18 protein-coding genes and 2 other annotated features are annotated in these 17,065 nt (G+C 41.4%); of the genes, 14 read left to right on the forward strand and 4 right to left on the reverse strand.

Annotation, left to right across the window (positions count from 1 at the left end):
* Positions 1–9: 9 nt before the first annotated feature.
* The 11 genes from BAA9072_RS18895 (at position 10) to BAA9072_RS18945 (ending at position 10,666) form a co-directional block, all read left to right on the forward strand.
* On the forward strand, positions 10–285 hold the full coding sequence (locus tag BAA9072_RS18895; RefSeq protein WP_201716233.1) for a YhdT family protein: 276 nt from the start codon (positions 10–12) through the stop codon (positions 283–285).
* Positions 278–1,753: a sodium/pantothenate symporter gene (panF, locus tag BAA9072_RS18900; protein WP_201716234.1), complete on the forward strand. Its 1,476-nt coding sequence runs from the start codon at positions 278–280 to the stop codon at positions 1,751–1,753. Before BAA9072_RS18895 ends, panF begins: the two co-directional genes overlap by 8 nt.
* 635 nt (positions 1,754–2,388) lie before the next feature.
* On the forward strand, positions 2,389–3,246 hold the full coding sequence (locus BAA9072_RS18905; protein ID WP_201716235.1) for a GNAT family N-acetyltransferase: 858 nt from the start codon (positions 2,389–2,391) through the stop codon (positions 3,244–3,246).
* Between the two features lie 90 nt (positions 3,247–3,336).
* Positions 3,337–3,581, forward strand: a binding site (T-box leader).
* A gap of 44 nt (positions 3,582–3,625) precedes the next feature.
* Positions 3,626–3,873: a binding site (T-box leader), on the forward strand.
* Between the two features lie 73 nt (positions 3,874–3,946).
* Positions 3,947–5,344, forward strand: coding sequence for an anthranilate synthase component I (trpE, locus tag BAA9072_RS18910; RefSeq protein ID WP_201716236.1), 1,398 nt, complete (start codon positions 3,947–3,949; stop codon positions 5,342–5,344).
* Positions 5,341–5,952, forward strand: a complete 612-nt coding sequence (locus BAA9072_RS18915) for an anthranilate synthase component II (protein WP_201716237.1) — start codon at positions 5,341–5,343, stop codon at positions 5,950–5,952. Before trpE ends, BAA9072_RS18915 begins: the two co-directional genes overlap by 4 nt.
* Positions 5,924–6,949, forward strand: a complete 1,026-nt coding sequence (gene trpD / locus BAA9072_RS18920; protein ID WP_201716238.1) for an anthranilate phosphoribosyltransferase — start codon at positions 5,924–5,926, stop codon at positions 6,947–6,949. Before BAA9072_RS18915 ends, trpD begins: the two co-directional genes overlap by 29 nt.
* The gene (gene trpC, locus BAA9072_RS18925) at positions 6,950–7,738 is read left to right on the forward strand and encodes an indole-3-glycerol phosphate synthase TrpC (protein WP_201716239.1); all 789 of its coding nucleotides are present in this window, start codon (positions 6,950–6,952) and stop codon (positions 7,736–7,738) included.
* The gene (locus tag BAA9072_RS18930) at positions 7,735–8,340 is read left to right on the forward strand and encodes a phosphoribosylanthranilate isomerase (RefSeq protein WP_201716240.1); all 606 of its coding nucleotides are present in this window, start codon (positions 7,735–7,737) and stop codon (positions 8,338–8,340) included. The genes trpC and BAA9072_RS18930 overlap by 4 nt, the downstream gene beginning before the upstream one ends.
* A 33-nt stretch (positions 8,341–8,373) precedes the next feature.
* Positions 8,374–9,576, forward strand: coding sequence for a tryptophan synthase subunit beta (trpB, locus tag BAA9072_RS18935; protein WP_201716275.1), 1,203 nt, complete (start codon positions 8,374–8,376; stop codon positions 9,574–9,576).
* The gene (gene trpA, locus BAA9072_RS18940) at positions 9,569–10,357 is read left to right on the forward strand and encodes a tryptophan synthase subunit alpha (protein ID WP_201716241.1); all 789 of its coding nucleotides are present in this window, start codon (positions 9,569–9,571) and stop codon (positions 10,355–10,357) included. The genes trpB and trpA overlap by 8 nt, the downstream gene beginning before the upstream one ends.
* A 132-nt stretch (positions 10,358–10,489) precedes the next feature.
* The gene (locus BAA9072_RS18945; protein ID WP_201716279.1) at positions 10,490–10,666 is read left to right on the forward strand and encodes a hypothetical protein; all 177 of its coding nucleotides are present in this window, start codon (positions 10,490–10,492) and stop codon (positions 10,664–10,666) included.
* Positions 10,667–10,731: 65 nt separating this feature from the next.
* Here the strand turns inward: BAA9072_RS18945 and BAA9072_RS18950 are convergent, their stop codons facing one another.
* Positions 10,732–11,328 (reverse strand): class I SAM-dependent DNA methyltransferase, encoded by a 597-nt coding sequence (locus BAA9072_RS18950; protein ID WP_201716242.1) that lies wholly within the window; start codon positions 11,326–11,328, stop codon positions 10,732–10,734.
* A 162-nt stretch (positions 11,329–11,490) separates the two neighbouring features.
* On the opposite strand from BAA9072_RS18950, the gene BAA9072_RS18955 reads away from it, so the two are divergent.
* On the forward strand, positions 11,491–11,976 hold the full coding sequence (locus BAA9072_RS18955) for a metallophosphoesterase family protein (protein ID WP_201716243.1): 486 nt from the start codon (positions 11,491–11,493) through the stop codon (positions 11,974–11,976).
* Positions 11,977–12,018: 42 nt separating this feature from the next.
* Here BAA9072_RS18955 and BAA9072_RS18960 read toward each other — a convergent pair whose 3' ends face one another.
* A complete protein-coding gene (locus BAA9072_RS18960; RefSeq protein ID WP_201716244.1) occupies positions 12,019–12,846 on the reverse strand; it encodes a GNAT family N-acetyltransferase in 828 nt (275 codons plus the stop codon).
* Between the two features lie 145 nt (positions 12,847–12,991).
* The gene (locus tag BAA9072_RS18965; protein WP_201716245.1) at positions 12,992–14,053 is read right to left on the reverse strand and encodes a DUF3900 domain-containing protein; all 1,062 of its coding nucleotides are present in this window, start codon (positions 14,051–14,053) and stop codon (positions 12,992–12,994) included.
* A gap of 162 nt (positions 14,054–14,215) precedes the next feature.
* Here BAA9072_RS18965 and BAA9072_RS18970 point away from each other — a divergent pair, with 162 nt between their 5' ends.
* Complete coding sequence (locus BAA9072_RS18970; protein ID WP_201716246.1) at positions 14,216–15,199, forward strand: cation diffusion facilitator family transporter; 984 nt, start codon at positions 14,216–14,218, stop codon at positions 15,197–15,199.
* Positions 15,200–15,238: 39 nt separating this feature from the next.
* On the opposite strand, the gene BAA9072_RS18975 is transcribed toward BAA9072_RS18970, so the two are convergent.
* Complete coding sequence (locus tag BAA9072_RS18975) at positions 15,239–15,853, reverse strand: PH domain-containing protein (RefSeq protein WP_201716247.1); 615 nt, start codon at positions 15,851–15,853, stop codon at positions 15,239–15,241.
* A 197-nt stretch (positions 15,854–16,050) separates the two neighbouring features.
* On the opposite strand from BAA9072_RS18975, the gene BAA9072_RS18980 reads away from it, so the two are divergent.
* Positions 16,051–16,668, forward strand: coding sequence for an NUDIX hydrolase (locus tag BAA9072_RS18980; protein WP_201716248.1), 618 nt, complete (start codon positions 16,051–16,053; stop codon positions 16,666–16,668).
* Positions 16,669–17,065: the final 397 nt, after the last annotated feature.

Here is a 17,065-nt window from a genome sequence, read left to right on the forward strand (position 1 = left end):
ATAAAGGAAGTGAATCATAAACTCGACAAACGGTTCCGGATTGCCAACCACGAAGCATTGATTGGTATTGCACTCGTTCTTATAAATTTCTTATGGTGGTATGGCTTTGCATTTGGACTCGGTGGACAGCCTGTTTCAGATTACGATTGGATCTTAGGAATGCCTGCATGGTTCTTCTATAGCTGCATCATTGGATTTCTCCTTATGGTCATTTTAGTAATCGTTGTCGTAAAATATCTTCTTACTGATATTCCTTTTGACGACGAGGAGAATGAACATGAATAGTATTGCATTGATACCTTTATTTGCCTTTTTAATTTTGATCTTTATAGTGGGAATTTATACGGCTAGAAATGTAAGTAAATCAGATTCGTTTGTACAGGAATATTTTCTGGGTGGCCGCCAACTTGGAGGATTTATCCTGGCCATGACGATGATCGCTACCTATGGTAGTGCCAGCAGCTTCATTGGTGGTCCGGGAGCTGCTTATACATATGGGTTATCATGGGTGCTTCTTGCCATGAGCCAGGTTGTGACAGGATACTTTGTTCTTCTTATACTCGGGAAGAAGTTTGCCATCATGTCACGGAAATATAAAGCTGTTACATTGATTGATTATTTACAGGGACGGTACGGAAGCAAGAAGATTACCATCCTATCTGCCATTAGTATTATCTTGTTTTTATTTTCTGCGATGATTGCCCAATGGGTGGGGGGAGCACGGCTTATTGAATCCTTAACGGGGTTAAGTTACGAAGCGGCTCTGTTCCTTTTTGCCGTATCCGTTCTGGTTTATGTGATAATCGGAGGTTTCAGGGCGGTTGCCATCACAGATGCATTGCAGGGAGTTGTGATGCTTGGAGGGACCATCATTCTCCTTGTTGCCACCATCATTGCCGGTGGCGGCATGGAGAAGATCATGCTGGAATTGCAAGCTGAAAATCCGAATTTATTAAGTCCTTATGGGCCGAACGGTGAATTGAGTGCCAGGTATATTTCTTCTTTCTGGATCTTAGTCGGAGTTGGTGTTGTTGGACTTCCCCAAGTAGCAGTAAGGGCCATGAGTTACAAGAATTCCCGGTCCCTGCACAGAGCCTTGGTTATCGGCACGATTGTCGTGGGCTCGATCATGCTTGGCATGCATCTTATCGGTGTGCTTGCAAGAGTGGTGGTTCCGGGGATCGAGGTAGCGGATAAGGTCATGCCGCTTCTTGCATTAGAAGTGCTTCCTCCTCCGCTTGCAGGAATTGTACTGGCTGCCCCTATGGCAGCGATTATGTCGACTGTGGATTCATTGCTGTTGATCGTATCGTCAGCCATTGTAAAAGATGTTTATATGAATTTCATCAATCATGATGCCAAAGAAAAACAGATTAAGGCGATCAGTTTCTGGGTGACGGGTATTACCGGGATTCTCGTGTTTCTTATGGCACTGAGTCCGCCTGAATTGATCATTTGGCTTAATTTATTTTCATTCGGAGGTCTTGAAGCTGTGTTTATCTGGCCAATCGTACTTGGGCTCTACTGGAAAAAGGGGAATGGGCATGGTGCCTTATCTTCAATGATTTCCGGCCTTATCGCGTATATTTTATTCCATAGCTTTGCCCCGAACTATCTGGATATGCATACTGTGGTATTTCCGATCATCATCTCCTTTTTCATGTACGTTTTGGTTTCTTTGATCACTCAGTCGAAATATCAAATGGAAGGCTGGTACATAACTAAATCTATACATTCTAAAGACGAACTATAAGATCACGTGTTACACCACTGCCCGATTCCGTGCAAGACTTCGCTTTCCTCGGGCGGAAGGCGAGCCTCCTCGTGTCCCAAAGCTGTCCAGCTACAGGGCTTAGGGGCTCGAAGTCATAAGTCAAGCCTACCAAAAAGGCAAAAAACGCCTTTCCGGTATACTCGTCTTATGCTTGTCGCCCCTGGTCAAAGCCCTTTTGCTTTTCTACTTTCCCGGAGGAGTCTTCGTCTTGCACTCCAGTCAACAGCTAGAACGTGCTTAATATATGGATTAAGCTTTTGTACCAAAAATTCACAATCCGAACGAGTTAGATTTTTATCAAATCACTCGTTCGGATTTATCTTTATCTGAAACCCTTTTGTCCCAGCCTCGTCTTTTTGTGTTTTTTTGGGAGGGATACATTGATTAGAAATGACGGGGATCATCCAATGAACTTGCACTCTACAGGAGCCTTTCGAACAAGACTCCGCCAGAAAATATTTGGGTATGACTCTTCTTGGTCTTTCCAGGTGCTGAAACCATCGGATTGTCTGTGAGTGGCTGCCATGTTCTCCACTCCATAGCAGGGAAAAAGCTTCTGGAATAAAGCAGGAATACCGATCAAGCATGTCGAATGTTGGGATGGGGTGATAAATATGTATAAGTTGACACAGTATAAGGACCCGACATCCTTCCACGATAAGGTTCATTCCTTTTTAATGGAAAATGAAGCGGCGAATAACTTGCCTTTGGGTTTGTTGAACACGATGAGAACGAGTGACAAATATAAAGATCCCCTTCTTCTTTTAGTGGAAAATAAGGATGACAAAGTAGTGGGATCATTCATCATGACTCCCCCTCATTACCTTGTCTGTACTCTGAAAATAGGGAAGGAAGAAATTCAGGGAATAGCCGAACTGCTCAAAGCGTTTTGTGAGAATTCCACTATTACGATTCCCGGTTTTGTTGCTGAGAAAGAAACCGCACTTCAGTTGACTCATGCATGGTGTCACGTAACGGGAGAGAGTTTCAACATCCGTATGAAGCAACGTGTTTACCAATTGAATAAGGTGAATAACATTCCCTTAAGCGATGGAAAAATGGTTCCCATACGTTCAGGTCAAGAGGGGCTGTTGGCTAGGTGGATCAGTGAATTTGTCGCAGATACAGAAGTTATATCCATGTCAACTGACGAAGCGCTTAAACGGGCAAAAGATATGATTGGAACTGAACCATATGTTTTCTTCTGGGAAGTGGACGGACAACCTGTTTCTATGGCACGGGGGGCAAGAAGAACGGAAAACGGCATTACTGTAAATTTTGTATACACCCCTTCAGAAAACAGGAAAAAGGGATACGCATCTTCTGTTGTAGCAGAACTGAGCCGTTTATTATTGGAAAAACACTCGTTTTGTTCTCTCTATACGGATTTGGATAATCCCACATCGAACAAAATTTATATGGAAATCGGTTATAATCGCGTTTGTGATTCCATGATGATTTCCATTGTGTGAACCATTTTATAAATACAGAATATTATTTACTATAAATAGTTGACATCCTGGAGAAAAGCGATTAGTATAATAAACAATTAATTAAATGAGCGAATGGCTTTGACGAAGAGGAGTACCTAGTATCGACACTGTAGAGAGCTGGTGGTTGGTGAGAACCAGTGTGATTGATCCTAGGGAATGGACTTCCGAGCTTCCAAACCGAAACGTTAGGAGTAGGCTTTGGCGAATGTCTTATCGTTACATAAGACGCGTATTCAAGCATTCAGCTTCGATACGATTGAGTGGACTGTATAAGCAGTCAACAAAGGTGGCACCACGGGTATCCCGTCCTTTACATAATGTAAATGGACCAGGATGCCTTTTTTTTATAACTAAATATGATAAATCGTTGAATAAGAGGAGTACATTCAAGTGATGCATAACAGGGAGTTAAGGGTAGTGAGACCTTAGCATGATAGCTTGTCTGGAATGGACTTATGAGAGATGATCTGAATGAGAGTAGGATCATACGGAATTCCACCGTTATAGGGATAGAGTATCGGGTGATTCACTCCGTACTTGAATCAAGAGGGGATGCGAAATTGTATCCCAATCAGAGGTGGCACCGCGGTCAGCATCGTCCTCTATGAACAGGATTTTCTGTTCATAGAGGACTTTTTTTATGGATTTTTAATAAGGTAGAGCGAATGGGAGGCAAAAAATGATGAAGCAGCAAGAACTTAATTACGTGGTGAAAGAATTGAATGGTGATATGTATACTCCTATATCACTCTTCCAATCATTGAAGGGGAAAAAGAAATTTTTATTGGAGAGCTCACTGAAACACGAACAATCGGGACGATATTCATTTGTAGGAAGCGATCCCTTTTTGGAATGTAAGGCTTATGGGAATACCGTACAGTTCATAGGAGCTTCTTCTGATCAAATAGAGGAAAGAATTGGGGACCCCATTGATATGATTCAAACCCTTATCCCCCATCATCAATTACAGGATGCACCCTTTCCATTCACAGGTGGAGGCATTGGATACTTGGGATATGATGTGATTAGGCAATATGAAGAAATTGGAATCACTCCCCAAGATGAATTGGAGATGCCGGACATTCACCTTATGTTCTATGAAAAAGTGATTGTATTCGATCATCTTGAACATAAAGTATTCATCGTTGTCCTGGACCGGTGGACAGAGGATACAGATGAAAATCTACAGGAAAAAGTGGAGGGAATCGAGGCTGAGTTGACCCATGTGTATTTAGATACTTACAAAGACAAACTGGACCGACTTTCCTTTCATGCTCAAACATCCAAGGATGAATTTATGGAAAAAGTGGAAAGAGCAAAGCATTCTATAAAGGAAGGTGAGATTTTTCAAGTTGTGCTTTCTCAACGACTGCAAGCCTCTTTTTCGGGTGATCCATTCACTTTCTATCGAAGCTTGAGAAAGTCAAATCCGTCACCTTATATGTTCTTCATCGATTTTGAAGAATATGTCGTATTGGGGGCGTCTCCAGAAAGCCTGCTGAGAGTTCAGGGCAGTCAGATTACAACGAATCCGATTGCAGGGACAAGACGAAGAGGGGAAACAGTAGATGAAGATAGGCAGCTCGGCAAAGAATTACTGTCAAATGAAAAGGAAATGGCTGAACATCGAATGCTTGTTGATTTAGGAAGAAATGATTTAGGAAGGATATGTAAAATTGGATCTATATATTTATCCAAGTACTTAACCATTGAGAGATACAAATACGTGATGCACATTGTTTCAGAGGTGAAAGGAGAATTGAAAGAAGAGGTAACCCCCCTTGAAGCATTATCGGGCTGTTTGCCTGCTGGTACGGTAAGCGGGGCACCGAAAATCAGGGCGATGCAGATTATAAATGAACTTGAAACTGTGAAACGAGGAGTTTACTCAGGTGCTGTCGGATATATCGGAGTTAACGGGAATCTGGACTTCGCCTTGGCGATACGAACGATGGTGCTGAAAAATGGTATTGCAAATGTTCAAGCTGGAGCAGGCATAGTGTATGATTCAAATCCTGAAAGCGAGTATGAAGAAACACTAAATAAAGCAAAATCTTTATTGGAGGTAACAGGATGATTTTACTCATTGATAACTATGATTCGTTTACGTATAACCTCTATCAATATGTAGAACAGCTTGGTGAACAGGTAGTCGTAAAACGGAATGACGCCATTTCATTGGACGAAATTAAGAAAATGAATCCTTCAGGGATTATTCTTTCCCCGGGACCAGGGAAACCCGAAAATGCGGGAATTTGCACCTCTATTATACAGAATTTTCACGCTAGCGTGCCGATTTTAGGGGTTTGTTTAGGTCATCAAGTGATTGGAGCAGCATTTGGTGCAACGATCGAAGTTGCAGAGAAAGTGATGCACGGTAAGACATCGCTCATTAAACATAATGGCGACGGTGTATTTGCATATCTGACTCAGCCGTTGGAAGTGATGAGGTATCACTCATTAGTGGTCAAAAAAGGGACCCTGCCATCACCATTAGAGTCAGTCGCACTTTCCATGGATGATGGAGAAATCATGGCAATAAAGCACAGGATATATCCGTTATTTGGAGTTCAATTTCATCCAGAATCCATCGGGACGAAAACAGGGAAAGAAATCATTCAAAACTTTTTAGCCGAGATGAGAAAGGAGAATAACCGTGAAAAACTATCTACAAGCGTTATCTAACGGTCATTCATTAGAGAGAGATGATATGAGAAAAGCGGTTGAGGAACTGCTGCTTGATGAAACCTCAGAGAGTCAAATTGCCTGTTTCCTTACCCTTTTAAAAATGAAAGGAGAAACAGTGGATGAAATCACTGCACTCGTTGAAGTGTTGAGAGAAAAAGCGATGCCGATTACAAGTACCTTGAAGGGTGTATTGGATAACTGTGGAACAGGAGGAGATGGATCGCAGAGTTTTAATATCAGTACTACAAGTGCGTTTGTTCTGGCAGGTGCTGGAGTAAAAGTCGCAAAGCATGGAAATAGAAGTATATCCAGCAAAACGGGAAGTGCAGATGTGCTTGAACATCTGGGGATTTCTCTCGACTTTCAGGCAAATGAAGTGGAGAGTCTATTGAAAGAAATCAATATTGCCTTTCTATATGCACCCCATATCCACTCGGGACTAAAAAAAATAATGAAAGTTCGGAAGGAGTTAAAGATCCCCACCATCTTCAATCTTATCGGTCCGTTAACGAATCCGGTTCAATTGCAAACCCAGCTTGTAGGAGTCTACCGAAGAGATAAATTAGAAATGATGGCAAATGTATTACACGAATTAGGAAGAGAAAGGGCAATTGTCTTAAATGGCGCAGATTACATGGATGAAGCCTCATTGGCAGGTGAAAATCATCTCGTGTTTTTGGAAAAAGGGGAAACCACTTCATTCACGTTAACTGGGGAGGACGTCGGTCTTCCAGCTTATACCCTCGAAGAGATAAAAGGGGGGGATGCAAGGGACAACGCCAGCATCTTACAGAAGGTCTTGCAAGGGAGAGAAGGAGCCTACACGGATACGGTCATATTCAATGCAGGCATCGCATTATTTGCACATGGCAAAGCATCTACTTTTGCTGAAGGTGTAAAGCTTGCAAGAGAAAGTATAAAAAGCGGTCGGGCAAACGAAAAACTCCAATCTCTGGTGCACTTTAGCCAACAAGGTCGAAAGCAGGTGATTTAATTGTCTACCATTCTGGAAACTATTCTTAAAAAGAAGAAAGAAGAAGTAAACGAGCTAAAAAGGGATGGATATAAATCCTATCATCATAAAGGTACCCAGACAAGATCTTTGTATGAATCGTTAAAATCTGCTTTATCTCTGCAAGTGATTGCAGAGATAAAGAGGGCATCCCCGTCCAAAGGGGACATCCGAACAGAGGTGGATCCGGTGTTGCAGGCAATAACTTATGAAGAAGCAGGAGCTTGTGCCGTATCTGTCTTGACTGATACACCTTTCTTTAAAGGGAAAACAGAGGATCTTGCGAATGTTCGCCGTTCAGTATCGATCCCGATTCTTTGTAAAGACTTCATCATAGATGAAATCCAGATTGACCGTGCGAAAGATGCAGGGGCCGATGTCATTCTATTAATCGTTGCAGCCTTGCCATTTAATAGATTGAAAGAATTATATCTATATGCAGAGAGGGTTGGTCTTGAAATTCTGGTTGAAGTTCATAATGAAGAGGAGATGAAAGTAGCACTGAACATGGGAGCTACCATCATTGGCATCAATAATCGTAATTTAAAAACCTTTGAGGTGGATCTGAAGATTACTGAAACTCTTGGCTCTATGGTTAATGGATATGATGTCGTATTAATAAGTGAAAGTGGAATAAGGGATAAAAACGATTGCCAACGGGCGGTACATGCAGGGGCCAGTGGTGTGCTTGTAGGGGAAACCTTAATGAAAAGTGATGATCCACAAACGGTGCTTTCCTCCCTGCAAGTGAGAAAAGACGTGATGAAATGACCAAAGTGAAGGTGTGTGGAATCAGAAGGGTGGAAGAAGCTCAATGGGCATGCGATGCAGGGGCGGATGCTGTAGGATTTGTATTCGCCGATAGTAAAAGAAGAATAGATGTGGAAACAGCTGCCCGGATTAGTGCTTCACTTCCTCCTCATATAATGAAGATTGGTGTATTTGTAAATGAATCAAAAGAGAATTTGAAGGAAATTTATAGTACCGTGAATCTCGATTTTGTGCAGCTTCATGGAGAAGAATCTGTTTCATTTTGTGAAAATATCGACTTACCATTGATCAAGGCGATTCCGATAAAGGAAGAAGCGGATATAATCGGGATGGATCAATATCCTGGAGAGTTGGTCTTGGTAGATAGTGGAAAGGGGCCATTTCGTGGAGGGAACGGAACGACGTTTAATTGGGAATATGTAGAGGCAATCCCTCTCTCTCATCAATTAATCCTTGCAGGGGGGTTGAACCCGGAAAATGTCCGGGAAGCGATCTTGAAGGTCCGTCCCTTTATGGTTGATGTTTCAAGCGGAGTGGAGACGGATGGAAAAAAGGATCGAAAGAAGATCGAATCGTTTGTTAGGAAAGTGAAATCAGTTTAACGATACAGAAAACAAGGGAATGGAGGAGTTATGATGCTATATACACAACCAGATCAAAAAGGGTTATTTGGACAATTCGGGGGAAGATACGTACCTGAAACATTGATGAAAGCTGTTCAGGAGTTAGAAGTGGCTTACGATGAAGCATCTTTGGACAAAGAATTTCAAGAGAAGCTTCAAAGCTATTTAAAGGACTATGTAGGAAGAGAGACTCCTCTCTACTTTGCTGAGAATTTAAGCAAGAAGGTTGGTGGAGCGAAAATATTTTTGAAGCGTGAGGACCTGAATCATACAGGAGCTCATAAAATCAACAATACAATCGGTCAGGCCCTGCTTGCTGAACGTATGGGGAAAAGAAAAATTGTGGCGGAAACGGGAGCAGGGCAGCATGGAGTCGCAACTGCAACCGTTTGTGCCCTCTTAAATCTTGATTGCGTCATTTTTATGGGGGAGGAAGATATCCGCAGGCAGAAACTGAACGTATTCCGAATGGAATTACTGGGAGCAAAAGTCGTAAGTGTCTCCCAGGGAAGCGGAACATTAAAAGATGCAGTCAATGAAGCCCTTCGCTACTGGGTCGCTAACGTCGAGGATACTCATTACATTATCGGGTCCGTATTGGGCCCACATCCATTTCCGAAAATGGTCCGGGACTTTCAAAGTGTCATTGGAAAAGAGACAAAGAAACAATTTTTCGAAAAAGAACAGTGCCTTCCCGATGCAATCGTAGCTTGTGTAGGAGGGGGGAGTAATGCCATCGGAATGTTCCACCCGTTCATTGATGACAAGGAAGTGGACCTTTACGGGGTCGAAGCGGCTGGAAGCGGTGTTGAAACAGAGAAACATGCGGCCACCTTAACGAAGGGAACAGTTGGAATTCTTCATGGCAGCATGATGTACCTGCTTCAAAATGGTGAAGGGCAGATTCAGGAAGCCCATTCTATTTCAGCCGGTCTTGACTATCCTGGAGTAGGACCGGAGCATAGTTACTTGAAGGAGGTTGAGCGGGTGCATTATACGTCCATTTCTGACAGTGAAGCACTGGATGCATTTAAACAATTATCCCAGACAGAAGGTATCATCCCGGCATTGGAAAGTTCACATGCCGTTGCGTATGCGGTGAAATTAGCAGAAAATATGTCCAAAGATGAATCCATTGTAATTTGCCTGTCAGGCAGGGGAGATAAGGACGTTGAACAAGTAAAAGATTTACTGGGAGGTAGCCAACATGGGTAAAAAATTTCTGGATCATACGTTTCAAGCCGAACTTGGAAAAGGAAATAAGTTATTCATTCCTTATGTGATGGCAGGGGATGGAGGAATGGAAACGTTTATTTCCACTTTGAAGATGTTGGAAGATAGAGGAGCGACGGCTATCGAAGTAGGGATCCCTTTCTCCGATCCCGTCGCCGATGGACCGACTATACAAGAAGCAGGCAAGAGGGCACTTGGAAATGGAACGACACTTCAAGGTGTGTTTGAAGTGTTAATGGAAAGAAGAGAAGAAATCGGGATTCCTTTAATCTTTATGACGTATATCAACCCAATATACAAATATGGTGTGGAGTGCTTCTTTGAGGATTGTAAAGAAGTGGGTGTCGACGGAGTCATCATTCCGGACCTGCCCCTCGAGCACCATGATCTTGTCAGGAATCCATCACGAGAAAATGGAATAGCCATTATCCAGTTAGCTACCCTTACAAGTCCATTAGAAAGAATCCGCGAATTAGCCTCCGTTACGGAAGGGTTCCTATATGCTGTCACCATTAATGGGATCACAGGAACAAGGGATGGGTTTGCTGACAATATACCAGCCCATTTGGTCAAACTAAAGGATAGCAGTCCTGTACCGGTTCTTGCCGGATTTGGAATATCCACTCCTGAACATGTGCGCAATATGAGTGAATACTGTGATGGAGTTGTTGTCGGTAGCAAAATTATCGACCTGATCAAGAAGGATTCCTTTGATGAAATAGAAGAATTAATCGGAGCTAAATTCGTAAAGCTGAAAGGATGATATTTGTAAAGATCTAAGGAAGTAGATTAACAGATTCTAAATGTATGTTAAATAAAGGTAAATAGCCTTCTTTTTCCATGAAATAGCAGTATGATAGAGATGTAGTTGAACAAAGCATCATAACAGGAGGCTATGAAAATGAAAAGTATGAAAAAATGGTTATTAATGGTAATGACAGCTCTATCAGTAGTAACATTTGCAGCCGGATGCAGCGACGCCAAAGAAGATGACACAGATACGGAAGAGAACATGGACGAAGAAGGTAACACAGATGAAAGTAATTCTGAAGATGGCAGCAGTCAAGAGTAAAATGGTACAGCCGGTCCTCTAGAGGACCGGCTGTTTATTTTTATATTCCCTCTTGCAGGAAGTGGCTACTTTACACCTCTGACACTTACAGTCAAAGCTGGCTTAACTTTTTTATAGGAAAGTGCAACGTGTTTAAATCCTATTTCCTTTAATGCATGGGATATTTCTTCTCCATAGCCTCTGGCCCTGCTGTCGGATTCTTCCTCCCCCCGTGGCTGGACCGTGATGAGCAAGGTACCATCTCTTTTAAGCATCTTATATAAATGGTTCAGTGCTTGTTTCTGATCCCTCCATAACGGATAATTATTAACGGAAAAGATTCGATCATACAGAACTTCGTTTAACTCAAACTGACTGATGTCCTGAACAAACAGGCGAACCCTGCCTCTCTCTATTGCATCCTCATTCTTGCTTTGGGCGGTTTCTTTCATGGTATCCGAAATGTCGACGCCATCTACTAAGGTATCCGGATAGAGTTTAGAAATCCGTCGGATACAATATCCCGGTCCATATCCAACTTCAAGAATCTTTTCACTATTATGGATCGACAACTGATTAATGGACCAGTTATTTATTTTGCGATTATCATACTCCATCACTTTTCCCGCAAGCCAGCCAAGGAACCCTTTGGGAAGCTTGAATTGCCTTTGGATCGAAAACAACAGGGCATCACCTCCAATACTGTTTTTAGAATCAAAAGATGTTCGTTCCTTCTCTTTTCCACAAAATCTTGTAAATGAAACCTGGGATGTGATGTTGCATTTTGGGGGAATTATGACATAATATAATCCTAAAAACCAGAGAAAAGCCAAAAGGAGATTGAAATGAAGATTGTCATTGTTTCCGATACTCATTTGCCTGGAAAAGGGAAGGAACTACCTGCTATTCTTCAGAAAGATCTTATGGAAAGTGATCTCATCATTCATGGAGGAGATTTTAAAACCCTTGACGTCTATAAGGAATTCATGGAGTACGGGGAATTGATTGGCGTTGTAGGTAATGTCGATAGCCCTGAACTTCAATCCCTTCTTCCGAAAAAAAGAATCGTCGAGAGGAATGGCCTGAAGGTTGGTGTAGTACATGGGGACGGAAAGGAAAAAACAACAGAAAAAAGAGCTCTGGAAGCATTTGAAGAAGGTGATGTGGACGTGATTATCTTCGGTCACTCACATATTCCTTTCTCCCGCTTCATGAAAGGAGTTCTTTTATTCAATCCCGGATCCCCTACGGATAAAAGAAAGCTCCCATTTTACTCCCATGGTGTATTGACGATTGAGGATATGTGGAAAATTGAACACAAATTTTATTAATAAATGGCCCAGTGGCTGAATAGACCACTGGGCTGTCTCCTTTTATCGAATAGGGTATTGATAATACTCCTGACTATAAAAGGATTGAAATCCGCTTGATTCATAAAGTTTCAGAGCCTTGCTATTCGTTGCCGCCACATCCAGGTAAATATCATCGGTCCAATTCGATTCCTGCATCACCACCTGAGACAATGCTTTTCTCCCTATTCCCTTTCCCTGAAAAGAAGGGAAAATCGCAAAGCCATAAATGGAGCTCTTTTTTTCCGTTCTTTGAACCCTGATCTTTCCAACCGTTTTTTCATCAGAGATAATCATGAGGTTGCCTTCGGGTGATTCATCGAATAATCTTTTTGTGTAGGATTCAGCATCAGTTCTGACAACATTGAAACATTTTTCATCAAGATCAATGATTGTTTTGATATCCTGTTCACCCGCCGTTCTTAGACTGACAGGATCAGAGGATAATACCAAATTTATCTTATTCCACTTCATTTCATATTCTGTGAAATCATAGGAAGCTTTTGTCCAGGATATAAACCCTTTTCCAGAAACAGATGATCCAGGAACATTAAGTAAGAGCTTGTTCACTGGACGTGATTGTATAGATTGTAATGCCTGTTGGAATAGTTCTTGAAATAGGTGATGACGTCGGAAATCCGGATGTATCATTCCACATAATTCAAATGAGTCTCCAAATCCGTAAAGCCCCAGAAATCCAACCAGTATATTTTTCCTGTAAAGCAAAAAATCATCCTGATCATTCTGTCGTTTTTTCAACATATCCCAATTTAATTTTAAGTTGATACGTTCATGATTTTCGCATATTTTTTGAAGTTCTTTAATATCTTGGAGCTGTTTAGTAGTAAGCATCTGATCCCCAATTCCCTAAGAAAGCATTATCTTACTAAATTTTATTTCATTATCCATTTTTTCACAAGACCGAAGTTTCGATAGTGGTGAAAATGTGTTCACCAGAAAAGGCATAAAATAGCCATGCTCTTACACATGAACAAAACTATTCTTTCTCTTGTATTCGTTGAATCACTTCATGCAGCTCATCAGGCTTTAAAAATTCAAGAGGGGAGAAGCCTTTTTCAAACATGACGGACTCGCTTTCGATCATCAGGACATATCGACCGTTCACTTTCGCCAGATGAATGCTGTCACCAAAGTCGGAAAGTAGAGCTTTAACGGAGACATGATCCAGTTTAACCTTCAATTCGACTTCAGGTGATTGCTCGACGATTTGGGAGGTGGCTTCTACCACTTGTTCAGTTGTAAACCTTTCCTGAAGCTCACGTTTTGGACTTATTGCCCATTCTTCCACCGCTTCTTCAAATTCAACACGTTCATCGCTCTCTTCAGCATAGGTTTCTGAAATATGGTCCTTGACCATCCCGTATACTTGGGATTTCACGATTTCGGGCATTGACTTTTCATATTCCACCCATTTCAAGAAATCTTCAAAGTATCTGGCGTGTGATGCTTGATGGATTTTGATTTCGGCAGAGTCCATCATGCCTTCTTCAGGCATGTAGGGGTATTGAATTGATTTCATATTTTTCGTCGTAATCGCCATTTCTACATTGTGAATCAGGGTGGCTTCATCCGTAATAGTGGCGACTTTTGGTTCAAAATCACATTTCATTATAAATAGAAAAGGGTCATCAAAAAATTTGGTCAGCTTTGCTGCAGCTACTAAAAATGCGCCGCCTCGAATGGCGCTCGCCTCTATGTACATTTGAACAATCTGATCGCATGACTCACGAAAATCCTCTTTATTTTCAGCAAAGCGGGTACGGTGAAATAAATTATAGTTTGGATTCGAAGTCAGCTCATGACCTGGTTCGACAACAAATCGGCCAATTTTGGTTGGGGCAGATTCTGACTTTGAATGACGATCTACCTTTCGTTTGACAATCTTTACAAGCTCCCCATCCAGGAAGCTTTTCAGGGGGCTCTCTTCATACTCACCCCCGGTTAGCGTTTGGAAGTGCTTATGCCGTTTATCTGCTTCCTCGCCTTTTCCTTCTACCTGGATTAAATAAAAGGAAAGATGCTGAATGGTAAAATCCATGGTTTGTACTCCTGACATTATTAGATTCGAATTCATTATTATTCATACTCATTGTTACAGTATAGAAAAGCATAAAAGGTTCGTCAATTGACTTATGAAAGTACAGACTTGAGAGATACTACCTATTAGGTTTTAAAAATCGTAACGTAAGGTGGTGAGCCAATGAGTAATGAGTCTTTTCTTTCATTAATGAAAAAAGGAAATAAATCCTCGTTCTTTGCCATGGTGGGGAATGGGATCCTCGCCATTGCAAAAGGGGCAGCTTTCTTTATCAGTGGGAGCGGGGCTATGTTTGCTTCCGCCATGCACTCGTTAGCAGATGCGGTCAATCAAGGTTTTGTATTTATCGGAAGTGTACTTTCAGAGAAAAAGCCCACAGAAAAGTTCCCTACGGGCTTCGGACGGGTTATCAATTTATTTTGTATGATTGCTGTCATCGTCGTATCGGTCATGGCTTATGAAACGATACGTGAAGGGTTTCATTTACTTAAACATCCCGCTGAAGTCAAAGGTATTTGGGTCAATGTATTGGTGCTCCTGTTGAACATCATCATTGATGGAACAATCCTCTTTAAAGTAATGAAGGAAATTGGTCAGGAAGCCCGTGCAGAAAGCAGAGGAGCAGGAATTGTGACAGGTGCGTTCAAACACGTAAAACGGGCAGCACCGCCAACACGACTTGTCTTCTATGAAGATTTAGTAGCTGTGTCAGGTGCCATCCTTGCCATGATAGCAGTACTTGTTTCCTATTTCTCTTCGTACCAACTCCTGGATGGTATTGTGACGATTATGATTGGAATTCTAATGGTGGGGGTTGCTTTTCGCGTAGGATATGATAATATGGTCGGTCTGATTGGTGTTGCTGCACCAAAGGAAGTAGAAGAAAGGATTGCTGCTGCCATCTTTGAACATGAAGCGGTCATTGATATTTTTAAAATGAGAATCACTCAGGAAGGCCGATATTACCATGTTGAATCGTATCTTGAATTGAAGAGGGGAATGCCTCTTTCTGAAGCAGATGATGTAAAGTTTGCCATCCAGGACAAATTAATAGCCGATCCTGATATCGCTGATGTTACATTAGGAATCATAGAGGATGATGGGGTTCAGGAATGGAAAGGGACTTATGCACCGAAAAACCCATAAGGATCATCCGGCTGGGAATTCCCAGCCGGATGAATGCATTTAATTCTGAATGAACTTTTCGAATACAAATCCGAAATCTTTAAGGGAAAACTCGTTTTTCTTATCCGTCAGCCAATTGAAAGCATATAGATTGACGTTTTTAAACTGCTCAGCCACGTTCACTTCATCTGTCTTCACTTGTCCCAATGTTGAGGAAGCAAGCTGAAGGCTTTCATTGGCAAAGGAAGAATATATACTATTGTCAGTAGTGATTTCACCAATCTTAATGAGGGATTTATATAAGTCTTTCACTTCTGTTAAATGTTTTTTATGAACATCGATGGAGTAGACTTCCGATCCGATTTTAAATTTGATCTCTACATCCAGATCTACTGTCCCAGCAGTTTCAAGAAGAACATTCGAGATTTGATACTTGTAGTAATCCAGGCGGCGGAGCACCCGTTTCTTGCTTGCGGCACTGGTACCGTCCAGGTGAATGAGAGCTTTGTTTGTAAAGCAGTATTCATCGGATTTGGATTTGATCAAGAAATAAATCTTTTCTCCATCCTCATGCATAATATAATCATCAGAATCGGCTTTGTCATAATCTCCAGGCTTTATGACTGTACCGATATCACTTAAACCTAATACATCTGAAGCAACTTTTCCAAACATGTTTTCATATCCTTTCTCTATTTACTGATGGTTTTCTCTTGATTCGAGAAGTCCTAAAATAGTATATCATAGATTCATAGTGTATATGGGAATAAGTGGAATTAAAGTCATTGGACGCGTTTGGTTTGGTGTTAACTTCCGTTCATACTATAATAAAGAAAATCATAGAATAGATTATCGTGAGGGGAGGGAATAGAATGGATGTGATCGAGCTATTGGAGCGTTTTAAGGGTAGAACGCCTAAAGTGTTGGGAAGTGAAACATTTTCTGAATTTGCTATTCTACTTCCTTTGATTGAAGTAAAAGGGAATATTCATGTGCTTTTTGAAGTCCGCTCTTTGAATATGCGGAGACAACCCGGGGAAATATGTTTTCCAGGAGGCAGAATCGACCGGAAAGATTCCGATGACAGGGCAGCTGCATTACGGGAGACATCTGAAGAGCTTGGGATTCAAGAGGGATTCATTTCGGACATATATCCCCTTGATTATATCGTATCTCCATTTGGTACCATCATTTATCCTTATGTAGGGAAGCTTAATATTGCATTGGAAGACTTGCAGCCGAATCCAGCCGAGGTAGAAGAGATTTTTACCACACCACTTTCTTATCTGTGTGAAAAAGAACCGGAATTGTATAATATCAAATTCAAAATGGAACCTGAAGAAAGCTTTCCATACAAACAAATTCCAGGTGGGGAAAACTACGACTGGCAAGCTAGAAATATGAAAGAACATTTCTACTACTATGAAGACAAAGTCATCTGGGGACTCACCGCCCGTGTCCTGCACCACTTTGTTAAATTGCTATCATAGCCTTTTAAGGAAGCCAAAACAAAAATAGCGAAAAAGAAATTCTACATTAACTTGTATGTATTGACATCCGTTTCGATTTAATACTTTCTTTGATAGTGCAATCTGTCGGAGAAAGTATTTTTGTTTGTCAATTTGTAGCAAATTGAATGGTTTGTAAATGGTCAGGAGGAGGTAAAGAGAAGTAACATGAAAATGTGAAAAAGAGGAAAGGGGAAAAAGTCATGATCATTCGTGCTAAATGCTGGAGAATGTTAAGCATGCAGGAAAAAATGTTTATCCTGAAGGCAGTATGTAATAAGCATTTCAAAAAGTAGTCCCTGGATTGGGAATTGGGTAATACAATTCAACATGGTGCTAAGGGATTGGTATGTACGAATCAAATATTGAATGAATGGTC

It is taken from the genome of Rossellomorea arthrocnemi, from assembly GCF_904424705.1.
Classification (GTDB): domain Bacteria; phylum Bacillota; class Bacilli; order Bacillales; family Bacillaceae_B; genus Rossellomorea; species Rossellomorea arthrocnemi.

Excerpts from the sequence above, each read along its gene's own strand:
- panF (WP_201716234.1), top strand. The coding sequence starts at position 278 with ATGAATAGTATTGCATTGATACCTTTATTTGCCTTTTTAATTTTGATC.
- BAA9072_RS18905 (WP_201716235.1), top strand. The coding sequence starts at position 2,389 with ATGTATAAGTTGACACAGTATAAGGACCCGACATCCTTCCACGATAAG.
- trpE (WP_201716236.1), top strand. The coding sequence starts at position 3,947 with ATGATGAAGCAGCAAGAACTTAATTACGTGGTGAAAGAATTGAATGGT.
- BAA9072_RS18915 (WP_201716237.1), top strand. The coding sequence starts at position 5,341 with ATGATTTTACTCATTGATAACTATGATTCGTTTACGTATAACCTCTAT.
- BAA9072_RS18930 (WP_201716240.1), top strand. The coding sequence starts at position 7,735 with ATGACCAAAGTGAAGGTGTGTGGAATCAGAAGGGTGGAAGAAGCTCAA.
- trpB (WP_201716275.1), top strand. The coding sequence starts at position 8,374 with ATGCTATATACACAACCAGATCAAAAAGGGTTATTTGGACAATTCGGG.
- trpA (WP_201716241.1), top strand. The coding sequence starts at position 9,569 with ATGGGTAAAAAATTTCTGGATCATACGTTTCAAGCCGAACTTGGAAAA.
- BAA9072_RS18945 (WP_201716279.1), top strand. The coding sequence starts at position 10,490 with ATGAAAATGAAAAGTATGAAAAAATGGTTATTAATGGTAATGACAGCT.
- BAA9072_RS18955 (WP_201716243.1), top strand. The coding sequence starts at position 11,491 with ATGAAGATTGTCATTGTTTCCGATACTCATTTGCCTGGAAAAGGGAAG.
- BAA9072_RS18960 (WP_201716244.1), bottom strand. The coding sequence starts at position 12,846 with ATGCTTACTACTAAACAGCTCCAAGATATTAAAGAACTTCAAAAAATA.
- BAA9072_RS18965 (WP_201716245.1), bottom strand. The coding sequence starts at position 14,053 with ATGGATTTTACCATTCAGCATCTTTCCTTTTATTTAATCCAGGTAGAA.
- BAA9072_RS18970 (WP_201716246.1), top strand. The coding sequence starts at position 14,216 with ATGAGTAATGAGTCTTTTCTTTCATTAATGAAAAAAGGAAATAAATCC.
- BAA9072_RS18975 (WP_201716247.1), bottom strand. The coding sequence starts at position 15,853 with ATGTTTGGAAAAGTTGCTTCAGATGTATTAGGTTTAAGTGATATCGGT.
- BAA9072_RS18980 (WP_201716248.1), top strand. The coding sequence starts at position 16,051 with ATGGATGTGATCGAGCTATTGGAGCGTTTTAAGGGTAGAACGCCTAAA.